Source organism: Escherichia sp. AM3, from assembly GCF_032029835.1.
Taxonomy (GTDB): domain Bacteria; phylum Pseudomonadota; class Gammaproteobacteria; order Enterobacterales; family Enterobacteriaceae; genus Escherichia; species Escherichia coli.
The window spans coordinates 37,643-50,408 of the sequence record NZ_JAVUPQ010000026.1; the positions used below are offsets into that span (position 1 = coordinate 37,643).

The following is a 12,766-nucleotide window of genomic DNA, read 5'->3' on the forward strand; positions in this document are numbered from 1 at the left end:
AGCGTAGCGCATCAGGCAATCTTGTTCTCAGCACATTGATGGCGCTTTCGTTTTCTACTTTGTAAACGAAGCGCCATTCACTATTTAAATCACCCGTGAGAACTGCTGCATCCGCGCTTTCTGGCGCAGATAGGTATCAAAGCACATGCAAATGTTGCGGATCAGCAAGCGACCTTTCGCCGTCACCTGTATTCCCTTCTCATCCACATCCACCAGCCCATCTTTTGCTAACGGGGCGAGCAGCTTGAGATCTTCCGCAAAGTAATCAGCGAAGTGCAAATCCCACTGTTTCTCAATAGGGGCGTAATCCAGACGGAAGTTGCAGATGAGCGACTTAATCACATCGCGGCGAATACAGTCATCACGCGTTAGCGCAATACCACGCCACAGCGCATTGCCTTGTTCATCCACTTGCTGATAGTACTGCTTCAACTCTTTCTGGTTCTGCGCGTAGCAGTCGCCAATCATGCTGATGGCGGAAACGCCCATCCCCAGCAGATCGGTATCGCCCTGAGTGGTGTAGCCCTGGAAGTTACGATGCAGCACGCCTTCACGCTGGGCCACCGCCAGCTCGTCATCCGGACGGGCAAAGTGATCCATACCGATAAACTGATAGCCCGATTGCGTCAGGAAGGCGATGGTTTCCTGCAGGATATCGAGTTTTTGCTGCGGACTCGGCAGGTCAGCATCTTTGATTTTGCGCTGAGCAGCAAAAATGGTCGGCAGATGCGCGTAGTTAAAGACACTCAGACGATCGGGGTTCAGCTCCGCCACACGTTTCAGGGTAAAGGCGAAACTCTCCGGCGTCTGTTTCGGCAGGCCGTAAATCAGGTCGATGTTGGTGGAGGTAAAACCAATCTCACGCGCATGGTTAAGCAGTGCAAAGATGAACTCTTCATCCTGCTCGCGGTTAACCAGACGTTGCACTTCTTTGTTGAAGTCCTGCACGCCCATGCTCAGGCGATTAAAGCCTTCGGCGCGTAAATGATCGAGTACATCCAGTTCGATTTCCCGCGGATCGACTTCGATCGAAATCTCCGCATCGGCATTGAACTGGAAGTTTTCGCGCAGCAGCTTCATCAGGCGGCTGATTTGCGCTTTATTCAGATACGTCGGCGTTCCGCCGCCCCAGTGCAATTGGCTGACGTGACGCCCGGCGAACAGCGGTGCACGATGGACGATTTCTTGCTCCAGCGCGTCCAGATACTGATCGGCCTTGTGCTGCTGGCGAGTAACAATCTTATTGCAACCGCAGAAGTAACAAAGTTTATGGCAGAACGGGATATGTACGTAGAGAGATAATGGACGCTCAGGATAGCGCGCCACGGCTTGTAAAAACGCCTGTTCGCCGAAGTCTTCTGAAAACTCCAGCGCGGTCGGGTACGAGGTGTATCGTGGCCCGGAATAGTTATATTTCTGGATCAGGGCCAGATCCCAGTCGATTTGCTGTACAGACATGCTCACTCCTTCCGATGGCGTCTCTGGCGGCTACGGCGTACCGGCGGATGCCCGTTTCGGGTCATCAGCCGGTTGCGCAGCCACTTTTGTCGCCGCGACAACCGCTGTAGTTTAACGAATAACCACACCAGATAACATATAACCGGAAGGGTTATCAGCAGAACGGGAAGGCCCATGGCGGCAATCCGTTAGTTGCCCCGCAGCAGACGCATCATGTCTTCTTGCTTCTCGTCTTCTTCCTCTTCTTCGTCATCGTCATAAGAGAGGCCGAGTTTCTGCATCAACTCATCAATACGATCCAGTTTAGCATCCACCCAGGATTGCTCTTCGGCACTCAGGGTTTCGCCTGCTTCCAGACGTTCCAGCAGCGCATCCAGACGCTCATCCGTTTCCAGTAATTCCAACTCCGCCTGCGGTGAAAGCATAGGTTTCTCACTCTTCGGTTTGTGCTGTTTGGTGACTTTTTCAGTCACGCCCAATGGAATAGGGGTTTTACTGCCAATACGTGGATCTTTTGGTGCGTTCTGGCCTTTGCTGCCTGACGTGGTGTTACCGCCCGCTGCGCGGCTGCCCGGCGCATGACCACGACGTTTTTTCTGACGCTTGCGGTCACGAGCTTCCTGATTCAGCTCTTCGCGCGTTTTGCGACGCGCTTTTGCATGACCTTTGCTGCGTGATGGTGAAGATGGTTTCATAATGGTTCGTCTTTTAGCCGTTTTATTCAGTATAGATTTGCGGCGGAATCTAACAGAAAGCAAGCAAAGAAAAAAGGCGACAGATTACTCTGTCGCCTTTTTTCCTGACTCATAACCCTTAACGGGTCTTACAATCCTTGCAGGCCGCCAACACACCCTGTTTTTCCATTAGCCAGAACAATCCGTGTTGATTCCATTTCCGTTTAATTACGTCTCCGGACGTTTGTCTTCCTGACAATCCTCTGTCTTCGCCTCCTGGCGCTCCTGACCCTCATCCTGAGTCATTGTTCCTGTTAGCGTCCTCGCTCTATGGGTGCTACTTTACGCCTTTGCTTTAAACAAACAATCAACCGCCATCAGTATTTGCACATTTTCAGAGTTTTATATAAAAGCAATTCACTGATTTATATAGCTTATTTGACATGCATCGCAGAATTTTCTCTGCTATTTCGCATAAAGACTATCGGCAATGTCTCACAAAGCGTATGGCTTTTACTTACAACGCTCACGCCGAAAAATCCGCCTTTTATTATGGTTCAGGTATAATCGCCACAAAGCTTTGACTGACGGAGACGACCGCTTTGACTAATTTGAATTATCAACAGACGCATTTTGTGATGAGTGCGCCTGATATTCGCCACCTACCTTCCGATACCGGAATTGAAGTGGCTTTTGCAGGCCGTTCCAACGCAGGTAAATCCAGCGCGCTGAACACGCTGACTAACCAGAAAAGCCTGGCTCGTACCTCAAAAACCCCAGGGCGCACCCAGCTTATCAACCTGTTTGAAGTGGCTGACGGCAAGCGTCTGGTTGACTTGCCTGGGTACGGTTATGCGGAAGTCCCGGAAGAGATGAAGCGCAAATGGCAGCGTGCGCTCGGCGAATACCTCGAAAAACGTCAGAGCCTGCAAGGTCTGGTGGTGCTAATGGATATTCGCCATCCGCTGAAAGATTTGGATCAGCAGATGATTGAGTGGGCGGTAGACAGCAATATCGCCGTTCTGGTGCTGCTGACCAAAGCGGACAAACTGGCAAGCGGCGCACGTAAAGCGCAATTGAATATGGTGCGTGAAGCTGTACTGGCGTTTAACGGTGATGTGCAGGTTGAAACGTTTTCTTCGTTGAAGAAACAAGGCGTGGACAAGCTGCGGCAGAAACTGGATACCTGGTTTAGCGAGATGCAGCCTGTAGAAGAAACGCAGGACGGCGAATAATTTTCTTGCCTTAATGCTTGTGCCGGATGTGGCGTATCCGGCCCGTAAATTCAATAGATTACAATTCTACCGTTGGCCTGATAAACATAGCGCATCAGGCATTACGGATCTTTTCTTTCGCCCAATAAAAAACGCCCCAGTCATTACTGACTGGGGCGGCTAAAATATTCAGCCAAATCCGATTACGTGAAGTAAAAGGTCTGAAAGATAGAACATCTTACCTCTGTACCCTACGCGACTAACTTTACTCTTTTTTGTTCAGTTCAGAAAGCACTTTTTGTAATTTTTTTTCAGTTGTTGCATAGGAATTTCTAATAGCCATCACAAAACGTGACAGCTTATGTTGCTTACTTACGAAAAAAGGGCATGTTCAGGCGAATCTTAGTGCGCCTGATCCCAGTTTTCGCCACTCCCCACTTCCACCAGCAACGGCACATCCAGACGGGTACAGTTTTCCATCAGTTGATGAATCTGCTTCGCGACGGCATCAACATCATCTTTATGAACTTCAAATACCAGTTCATCGTGTACCTGCATGATCATACGTACACGCGGTTGCTCAGCCTGTAACCACGCATCAACGGCAATCATCGCCCGTTTGATAATGTCGGCGGCGGTTCCCTGCATTGGCGCGTTAATGGCTGCACGTTCAGCCGCTGCACGACGAGCACCATTGCTGGATTTGATATCCGGCAGATACAGACGGCGTCCGTCCAGCGTTTCAACGTAGCCCTGCTCTTTCGCCTGAGCACGGGTGCGTTCCATATACTCCAGCACGCCAGGGTAGCGTTCGAAGTAAAGGTCCATGTACTTCTGCGCTTCTTTACGTGGAATGTTCAATTGCCGCGCCAGACCGAAAGCACTCATGCCATAAATCAGACCAAAGTTGATCGCTTTCGCGCTACGGCGTTGCTCGCTGGTGACGGTTTCCAGTGGCAAACCAAACACTTCTGCCGCCGTTGCCCGGTGGATATCTTTTCCTTCCGCGAATGCGGTCAGCAAGCCTTTGTCACGCGAAAGATGCGCCATAATGCGCAGTTCAATCTGCGAGTAGTCCGCTGAGACAATCACATAATCCTCTGGCGCAATAAACGCCTGGCGGATACGACGACCTTCTTCGTTACGCACCGGAATGTTTTGCAGGTTAGGATCGGTTGACGATAAACGTCCCGTTGCAGTTACTGCCTGGTGATAAGAGGTATGCACACGCCCGGTTTTCGGGTTGATCATCAGCGGCAGCTTGTCGGTGTAGGTCGATTTCAGCTTCGCCAGACCACGATACTCCAGAATCACTTTTGGCAACGGATAGTCCAGCGCCAGTTCTTCCAGTACCTCTTCCGACGTTGACGGCGCGCCACCCGGCGTTTTCTTCAGCGGTTTAATGCCCTGTTTTTCAAAGAGAATGGTTTGTAACTGCTTGGTGGAAGAAAGGTTAAATTCCTCACCTGCAATTTCATGCGCTTTCTTTTCCAGCTCAGCCAGACGAAGGGTGAGCTCTTCAGAATGATTGTGCAGCACTTTCGGATCGATCTTCACACCGTTACGTTCAATGCGTGAAAGCACCGGCACCAGCGGCATTTCGATATTCTCGAAGACGTTCAACGGCCCTTTGTGTTTTTGCAGATCCGGCCACATTTTCAGATGCAACTGCAAGGTGACATCTGCATCTTCGGCGGCGTAACGTCCGGCTTCTTCGAGGGCAATCTGGTTAAAGGTCAGTTGATTTTTGCCTTTACCAGCAATCTCTTCAAAAGTGATGGTTTTGTGCTTCAACCAACGTTCCGCGAGGCTGTCCATATCGTGACGCCCGGCAACGCTATTGAGAATGTAGGACTCCAGCATGGTATCAAACGCAATCCCACGCAGTTCAATGCCGTAGTTCGCCAGAATACCGCGATCGTATTTCAGGTTTTGCCCGACCTTCAGCGCCTTTTCATCTTCCAGCAGCGGTTTTAGCAACTCGAGTGCACGCTCGCGAGAGATTTGATCGGGCGCATCAAGATAATCATGAGCAACCGGAATATATGCCGCTACGCCTGGCTCGATAGCAAAAGAAAGCCCGACCAGGTTAGCAGAGATGTTATCAAGGCTGTCGGTTTCGGTATCAAATGCAAATACCGGCGCTTTTTCCAGCTTCGCAATCCACGCTTTCAGTGTTTCTTCATCAAGGATGGTGACGTAGTTGTCATAAGAAATCACCGTTGCCGTCACTTCTGGTGCTTCGTCTGCAACACTGGTTTCCTGTGGCTTCGCGGCTGGTTTTGCCCCTTTGGCCTGTAACCATTTGCCCGCTTCGACATCAGCAGTCCAGCGTTTGAACTCATACTTTTTGAACAGCCCCAACAACTCTTCCGCTGCCGGTTGCTGCACTTCCAGTTGTTCACAGGTCAGCTCCAGTTCAACGTCGGTTTTAATCGTCGCCAGCTGGTATGAGAGATAAGCAACTTCTTTGTTTTGCTCGAGCTTCGCTGCCATTGTTTTCGCGCCACGGAAGCTCAACCCAGCAATTTTTTCTGGCTCGGCATACAGCGTATCCAGTCCGCCAAGACCTTGCAGCAATGCCTGCGCGGTTTTTTCACCGACGCCCGGTACGCCAGGAATGTTATCAGAGGAGTCACCCATCAGCGCCAGGAAATCGATGATCAGTTCTGGCGGCACGCCGTACTTATTCACCACCTCTTCCGGTCCGAGGATGGTATTCGTCATGGTATTGATAAGCGTAATATTTGGCGTCACCAGCTGCGCCATATCTTTATCGCCAGTGCTGATCAGCACCGGACGCCCGGCTTTTTCGGCTTCGCGCGCCAGAGTACCGATAACGTCGTCCGCTTCTACGCCAGAAACCGCCAGCAGCGGCAGTCCCATCGCTTTAACCATCGCGTGCAAGGGTTCGATTTGTGCACGCAGATCGTCCGGCATTGGCGGGCGATGTGATTTGTAATGTTCAAACAGTTCATCACGAAAGGTTTTTCCCTTGGCGTCAAAGACCACCGCTGCATGCGTCGGTTTATATTGCATGATCAGACTGCGCAGCATGTTGAGGACACCATACATCGCACCGGTCGGCTCGCCTGCGCTGTTAGTCAGCGGGGGAAACGCGTGATATGCGCGATAAAGATAAGATGAACCATCTACAAGGATAAGTGGATTTTGGGGGATCTGAACCATAATGTCCGTGCCTGTTTATCAGATTATGGGTAAAGGATGCCACAGACAGGATAAAAACATGAGTTTTTCACCGCTTTTCGTGAAAATCTTTTGTAGATCTTCTGGATCGCTCGCAAATCGTCATGTGGATAACTTTGTGCATAAATTATTTACATCGCTTTTAATTTATTATCATGCTTTTTACAGCATGATGTTTGTCTTTGTTTTTCATGCAGTTAAAAATAAAGCCATCCCTAATAATTGAGATAATGGGATTTTTTCTAATGTGGATAGATATGAATTATTTTTCTCCTTAAGGATCATCCGTTATTTGGGTCGTTTTCTGCTAAAATCTGCGCCTTGCGCTTCTTTAGCGCACTGTCTATGGCTAACCTTTTGAATAAATTCATTATGACGAGAATACTCGCTGCGATAACCCTTTTGCTGAGTATCGTATTGACCATTTTGGTCACTATTTTTTGCTCCGTCCCGATCATCATTGCCGGGATTGTAAAACTATTGCTACCTGTGCCAGTCATTTGGCGAAAGGTTTCGCGTTTTTGTGATTTTATGATGTATTGCTGGTGTGAAGGTCTGGCGGTATTACTGCATCTGAACCCACACCTGCAATGGGAAGTTCACGGGCTGGAAGGGTTAAGTAAGAAGAACTGGTATCTGCTTATTTGTAACCACCGTAGTTGGGCAGATATTGTCGTACTGTGCGTGCTGTTTCGTAAGCACATTCCGATGAATAAATATTTCCTCAAGCAACAGCTGGCCTGGGTGCCATTTCTTGGCCTGGCGTGCTGGGCGCTGGATATGCCGTTTATGAAGCGTTATTCCCGCGCTTATTTATTACGTCATCCGGAGCGACGTGGTAAAGATGTTGAAACCACTCGGCGTTCTTGTGAAAAGTTTCGCCTGCATCCCACCACCATTGTCAATTTCGTTGAAGGCTCCCGTTTCACGCAAGAAAAACATCAGCAAACCCACTCCACTTTTCAAAACTTGTTGCCACCAAAGGCGGCAGGCATTGCGATGGCGCTAAATGTACTGGGTAAACAATTCGATAAACTGCTTAATGTTACGCTGTGTTATCCGGACAATAACCGTCAGCCGTTCTTCGATATGTTAAGCGGTAAACTGACGCGGATTGTCGTACATGTGGATTTACAGCCTATTGCCGATGAGTTACATGGCGACTACATCAATGACAAAAGCTTTAAGCGCCATTTTCAGCAATGGCTGAACTCACTGTGGCAGGAAAAAGACCGACTTCTGACGTCGTTGATGTCATCACAGCGGCAGGACAAGTAAATTTTGCTCGCCTCTGAATGAGCAGAGGCGAGTGAGTATTTTAATGAACAAAACGTCCGGCACGAGACATAAATTCTTCTTCGCTCATCTCCTGTCCGTTAAAAACAACTTTACCCGGTGTATAACGCAGTTGCAGCGAGGCGGTATTGTTGTCAATCGTGATTAACTGAAACATCTGACCTAAGGTCATCATCCCGCTGATTTGTTTATCAGCCCGCTTTTGCGCTTTTTCCGCATCCATTCCTTCAGATAAATTAAGCTGTTTTGCGGTTTCTGTGGCGACATTAAGCGGTAACTTCACATCAAAATTGAGCGATTTAATATCTTTGTTTGTGGATGATGAAGATTTGGCTGGGTCGGCAATACTGATATCCAGATTGGCATTTAGTTCGCCGAGTGCGTTCTTCCATTTTACCGGTTGTTTAATGGTCGGCTCACTTTTTTGTAATAACGGTAAATACTCTTTGAACAATGCAGCATTCACTTCTTGCAGAGCAACTTCATCGTTTGCTAACTCAGGGTGTGCAGCAAGCTGCTTCTGCATTGCAATGTTATACTGGATGATAAATTGGCGCACCGCTGAGGGATCAATAGATTCAGCAATCAATGACCACTCACCACTACCGAGTTGCTGATTCCCTTTTGTTAACTTATCAAGTTCGTAGGTCAGATTGACATTGATATAATCTTTGTCTTTAACGCGATCCAGCATGGTTTTTGCAACGAAAGCATCGATTTGGGCAACGTCTTCCCCGTGATTGATAATGTTAATCTGATTAAATTTCGACTCGCTTTCACCAACCGGAAATTTCTTTTCTTCTAATCGCGCCAGAGAATCAATGGTAAAACTTTTTGCCGTTACTTTGTTCATTGGTGATAATTGCAGAACAATATCTTCGACTTTGCCTTCAATATCCAGGTTAGACAATGAACTACCATCACCATTAAAAGTAAACTGGCCCTCACCAAAAGAAAACTTTCCATACTCTGCAGGGGCAACATCTAATGTCGTAGAGAATGAGCCACCAAACGCGAATCGCAATGTCGCTTCCACGGGCGATTTATTTTTCGCGGCGATAAATAGCGGTTGTGTCAGTTCATTATTCACTAAGTTCACTTTTGCCGCTGCCAGTGCTGGGATGACATTACCATGCATTAACATTGTGATGGGCAACGGACCGTGCTCAACATCCACATCAAATACAACTTTCTGGCCTGGCTTGATATTGAGATCGGGTGCACCGTTATCGAATGTCATTTGCATTTAAAAACGGGAATTAAAAAAGCCTTTGTCAAAATTTTGATAACTTAACGTCATATCGTAGGCATGTTCACCTTTCTTTTTAGCATCGTTAAAATCTTTAATAAATTTTCCGACACCAGGCTGAATTTGCGTACCTGTGTACCATGTGCCACCACCCCAGATTACGGCTAACGCAACAATAACACCTGTAGCTGACTTACGTATCATATAAATATTCCCTGATAAAACAGCAAAACTTTGAATATCCACTTATGCTGAAATAATGTCCAGCGGCAGGATGCATTATCAGAATGTATTTATATTTATTAAATAATAAAAAAAGCCCGTGAATATTCACGGGCTTTATGTAATTTACATTGAATTATTTTTTCTCGGACAGATATTTCACTGTATCAGCATACTGCTGAACAAAAACATCCATATTGCTGGTATCCATACCCTGCGGATTCAGCTGATATTTACCGTTAACAAACATCGCCGGAACGCCACGCAATTGCACGTCAGCTGCAGCTTTTTCCTGCTGAGCGACCAGAGATTTCACCACGAAGCTGTTCCACGCCGCGTCGTACTCTTCACCTTTAATACCTGCGTTGATAAATACATCGCGGATATCAGAAGCAGAACGAATGGTCTGGGTTTTCTGTACGCCTTCAAACAGCGGAACAGTCACTTTGTCTTCCACGCCCAGCGCCATCGCCACAGCCCATGCCTGAGTCAGATCTTTGCCCAGGTCACCACCCATGAAGTTGACGTGGTATTTAGTCATCTTCACGCCTTCCGGCAGTTTTTTCTTCACATTATCAGAAATATGCAGAACTTCTTCAAACTGATAGCAGTGCGGGCAGAAGAAAGAGAAAAACTCCAGCACTTGCGGCGCGCCAGCTACCGGTTTTTCCAGGGTAGTGTACTGTTTACCATCTTCATACTGCGCCGCCGATGCGCTAAACGCTAAAACTAAACCAGCCAGCGCCAGCCAAATCTTTTTCATGATCTACTCTCTCCGATTAATACATAGGTGTTAATTGCAAAGGGGGTTCTTGTAGAACTTTTGCCTGTTCTATAAAAGTCGCCGTCTGTCGCAGCCAGTAATCTTCCCCGGTTAACCACGGGAAATTTTTCGGGAACGCGGGATCAGCCCAACGCCGCATTAGCCAGGCAAGATAATAAACCAAACGCATGGCGCGTAAAGGTTCAATCAGTCCGATTTCAGCGGTGTCGAACTCGCTAAATTCTTCATAAGCTTCAATAATAGTTTCCAGTTGCATCCGCTGCTCGGCTTTATCGCCATTGAGCAACATCCACAAATCCTGAACGGCTGGACCATTACGTGCATCATCCAGATCAACAAACATTGGACCATCGCGCCAGAGAATATTCCCGGCGTGGCAGTCTCCATGTAGCCGCAGAACGGTGAAATCTTCCCGCCAGTGTGCTGTAACGGCGGCAATCAGCTCATCTGTCGCTTTCAGGAATGCCGCTTTCAACCCGGAAGGTATCAGTGTAGCGTCCTCAAACAGCTTGCGTGGCTCAATGAGATATTCGTTCAAACCGATGGTCGGGCGATGGATAAAAAGCTGTTTGCGCCCCGTCTGGTGCATACGCCCTAAATAACGCCCAACCGCTTCCATCTGATCGATATTATCAGCTTCGAACTGGCGACCACCGACGCTTGGAAAAACAGCGAAATAAAATCCCTGATGATTCAATAAAGTCTGACCGTTAAAGGCCACAGGTGCTGCGACCGGAACTTCATCATTTACCAGCTGCAACGCAAATTGATGTTCTTCGAGGATTTGATCGGCTGTCCAACGTTCAGGGCGATAAAATTTGACGACAAAACGTCGACGATCTTCGTCCTGAAATTGATAGACACGGTTTTCATAGCTGTTAAGCGGGGTAAGACCGGAATCCACCCGGATCCCATGCTCAAACAGAGCGTCCATGATGGTATCCGGGTGTAGTGTCTGGAAAGTAAAAGCGCTGTTATTCATCCCATCATCCGGAAAACATTACGAATGACGAAGGATATCATTTCACGATGATTTTGGTGGCGCCGCTTACAAGCTTTTACTCTTTAATTACGCCGCGAGCGCGTAACAGCGCCGTTTTGAAGTCTTCTTCATAATCTTTCTGCAAACCCGGGATCACCGCATCTTTCGCGGAATCACGCATTTTCAGGTGATAGATCAGAATGTCATCCGTCAAATCCGCCAGTTCGCCGTCAAAACCTGACTCTTTCGCCAGTTTCTGCAAAAATTGCAACAGGTTAAGGTCTGGCTCTTTTTGCCAGGCTGGCTGGAGGAGTTCAATAACTTCATTCAGACGTTTACATTTCATAGTAATGCTCCTTACTCTTGAGACAGACACGTTAGCAGGGTCAATCCCACAATAAAAGAGGCGATATCGGTGAATCTGATGACGACGATAACAGGCGTTGTGCTGGCAGGCGGTAAAGCCAGACGAATGGGCGGCGTAGATAAAGGATTGCTTGAATTAAACGGCAAACCATTATGGCAACATGTCGCTGACGCGCTTATGACGCAGCTCTCTCACGTCGTGGTTAATGCTAATCGTCATCAGGAAATCTATCAGGCAGGCGGTCTGAAAGTGATTGAAGATTCACTGGCGGATTACCCAGGCCCTCTGGCAGGGATGCTTTCAGTAATGCAGCAGGAAGCTGGTGAGTGGTTTTTGTTTTGTCCGTGCGATACGCCTTACATTCCCCATGATTTAGCCGCCCGGCTTAATCATCAGCGCAAAGATGCGCCTGTCGTGTGGGTCCATGACGGTGAACGCGATCACCCGACTATTGCTCTGGTAAACCGCGCTATTGAGCCTTTATTACTAGAATATCTGCAAGCAGGAGAACGCCGGGTAATGGCATTTATGCGTCTGGCTGGCGGTCATGCGGTTGATTTCAGCGATCATAAAGATGCATTTGTTAACGTGAATACGCCAGAGGAGCTTGCCCGATGGCAGGAAAAACGATGATACCGTTACTCGCCTTTGCCGCGTGGAGTGGTACCGGAAAAACTACGCTTTTGAAACAACTGATCCCGGCATTATGCGCCAGAGGGATCCGTCCAGGGCTGATTAAGCATACGCACCATGATATGGATGTTGATAAGCCAGGCAAAGATAGCTATGAGCTGCGCAAGGCTGGCGCGGCACAAACCATCGTTGCCAGCCAGCAACGATGGGCCTTGATGACGGAAACACCAGACGAAGAAGAGCTGGATCTACATTTTCTCGCAAGTCGAATGGATACCTCAAAGCTGGATTTGATTCTGGTCGAAGGGTTTAAGCATGAAGAGATCGCAAAGATTGTGCTGTTTCGCGATAGAGCCGGACATCGACCGGAAGAATTAGTGATAGACAGACATGTTATTGCTGTAGCCAGTGATGTGCCGCTTAATCTTGATGTCGCATTACTGGATATTAATGATGTTGAGGGGCTGGCTGATTTTGTGGTGGAGTGGATGCAAAAGCAGGACGGATAAGCAAGAGCAGGCTGGATAAGACGCGCCAGCGTCGCATCCGGCATTTTTTTGCACCAACGCAAAAAGGCCATCCGTCAGGATGGCCTTTCGCTTTATTTGATGCCTGGCAGTTCCCTACTCTCGCATGGGGAGACCCCACACTACCATCGGCGCTACGGCGTTTCACTTCTG

10 protein-coding genes and 2 pseudogenes are annotated in these 12,766 nt (G+C 48.2%); 4 read left to right on the forward strand and 8 right to left on the reverse strand.

Translation table 11 applies throughout. The features are described from left to right. Positions 1 to 84: 84 nt before the first annotated feature. The 3 genes and pseudogenes from hemN to RTW80_RS12005 form a co-directional block, all read right to left on the reverse strand. Positions 85 to 1,458 (reverse strand): oxygen-independent coproporphyrinogen III oxidase, encoded by a 1,374-nt coding sequence (gene hemN / locus RTW80_RS11995; RefSeq protein ID WP_000116090.1) that lies wholly within the window; start codon positions 1,456 to 1,458, stop codon positions 85 to 87. A 188-nt stretch (positions 1,459 to 1,646) separates the two neighbouring features. Further along, on the reverse strand, positions 1,647 to 2,153 hold the full coding sequence (gene yihI, locus RTW80_RS12000; RefSeq protein WP_001300530.1) for a Der GTPase-activating protein YihI: 507 nt from the start codon (positions 2,151 to 2,153) through the stop codon (positions 1,647 to 1,649). A gap of 118 nt (positions 2,154 to 2,271) precedes the next feature. Beyond that, positions 2,272 to 2,438: pseudogene (locus tag RTW80_RS12005) on the reverse strand (hypothetical protein). Positions 2,439 to 2,734: 296 nt separating this feature from the next. Here RTW80_RS12005 and yihA point away from each other — a divergent pair. After that, positions 2,735 to 3,367, forward strand: coding sequence for a ribosome biogenesis GTP-binding protein YihA/YsxC (yihA, locus tag RTW80_RS12010; RefSeq protein WP_000183349.1), 633 nt, complete (start codon positions 2,735 to 2,737; stop codon positions 3,365 to 3,367). Between the two features lie 381 nt (positions 3,368 to 3,748). Here the strand turns inward: yihA and polA are convergent, their stop codons facing one another. Then, complete coding sequence (gene polA, locus RTW80_RS12015) at positions 3,749 to 6,535, reverse strand: DNA polymerase I (protein WP_000250006.1); 2,787 nt, start codon at positions 6,533 to 6,535, stop codon at positions 3,749 to 3,751. A gap of 363 nt (positions 6,536 to 6,898) precedes the next feature. Between polA and RTW80_RS12020 the strand changes: the two genes are divergently transcribed. Then, positions 6,899 to 7,831, forward strand: coding sequence for an acyltransferase (locus tag RTW80_RS12020; RefSeq protein WP_001303740.1), 933 nt, complete (start codon positions 6,899 to 6,901; stop codon positions 7,829 to 7,831). A 40-nt stretch (positions 7,832 to 7,871) separates the two neighbouring features. Here the strand turns inward: RTW80_RS12020 and RTW80_RS12025 are convergent. The 4 genes and pseudogenes from RTW80_RS12025 to RTW80_RS12040 all read right to left on the reverse strand — a co-directional run bounded on the left by RTW80_RS12025 (position 7,872) and on the right by RTW80_RS12040 (position 11,432). Continuing rightward, a pseudogene (locus RTW80_RS12025) lies at positions 7,872 to 9,302 on the reverse strand (YdgA family protein). 154 nt (positions 9,303 to 9,456) lie between these two features. Then, positions 9,457 to 10,083 carry a thiol:disulfide interchange protein DsbA gene (dsbA, locus tag RTW80_RS12030; RefSeq protein WP_000725337.1) on the reverse strand — a complete coding sequence of 209 codons (627 nt, stop codon included), beginning with the start codon at positions 10,081 to 10,083 and terminating at the stop codon, positions 9,457 to 9,459. A 16-nt stretch (positions 10,084 to 10,099) separates the two neighbouring features. Further along, complete coding sequence (gene srkA / locus RTW80_RS12035; RefSeq protein WP_001065497.1) at positions 10,100 to 11,086, reverse strand: stress response kinase SrkA; 987 nt, start codon at positions 11,084 to 11,086, stop codon at positions 10,100 to 10,102. A 76-nt stretch (positions 11,087 to 11,162) separates the two neighbouring features. After that, the gene (locus RTW80_RS12040) at positions 11,163 to 11,432 is read right to left on the reverse strand and encodes a YihD family protein (RefSeq protein ID WP_001295263.1); all 270 of its coding nucleotides are present in this window, start codon (positions 11,430 to 11,432) and stop codon (positions 11,163 to 11,165) included. Between the two features lie 69 nt (positions 11,433 to 11,501). On the opposite strand from RTW80_RS12040, the gene mobA reads away from it, so the two are divergent. Beyond that, a complete protein-coding gene (gene mobA / locus RTW80_RS12045; RefSeq protein WP_001052168.1) occupies positions 11,502 to 12,086 on the forward strand; it encodes a molybdenum cofactor guanylyltransferase MobA in 585 nt (194 codons plus the stop codon). After that, positions 12,068 to 12,595, forward strand: coding sequence for a molybdopterin-guanine dinucleotide biosynthesis protein MobB (gene mobB, locus RTW80_RS12050; RefSeq protein WP_000907640.1), 528 nt, complete (start codon positions 12,068 to 12,070; stop codon positions 12,593 to 12,595). The genes mobA and mobB overlap by 19 nt, the downstream gene beginning before the upstream one ends. The last annotated feature ends 171 nt before the right edge of the window (positions 12,596 to 12,766 follow it).

Bases quoted from the DNA above. Each gene is read 5' to 3' on its own strand.
- hemN (WP_000116090.1), bottom strand. From the start codon at position 1,458: ATGTCTGTACAGCAAATCGACTGGGATCTGGCCCTGATCCAGAAATAT.
- yihI (WP_001300530.1), bottom strand. From the start codon at position 2,153: ATGAAACCATCTTCACCATCACGCAGCAAAGGTCATGCAAAAGCGCGT.
- polA (WP_000250006.1), bottom strand. From the start codon at position 6,535: ATGGTTCAGATCCCCCAAAATCCACTTATCCTTGTAGATGGTTCATCT.
- RTW80_RS12020 (WP_001303740.1), top strand. From the start codon at position 6,899: ATGGCTAACCTTTTGAATAAATTCATTATGACGAGAATACTCGCTGCG.
- dsbA (WP_000725337.1), bottom strand. From the start codon at position 10,083: ATGAAAAAGATTTGGCTGGCGCTGGCTGGTTTAGTTTTAGCGTTTAGC.
- srkA (WP_001065497.1), bottom strand. From the start codon at position 11,086: ATGAATAACAGCGCTTTTACTTTCCAGACACTACACCCGGATACCATC.
- RTW80_RS12040 (WP_001295263.1), bottom strand. From the start codon at position 11,432: ATGAAATGTAAACGTCTGAATGAAGTTATTGAACTCCTCCAGCCAGCC.
- mobB (WP_000907640.1), top strand. From the start codon at position 12,068: ATGGCAGGAAAAACGATGATACCGTTACTCGCCTTTGCCGCGTGGAGT.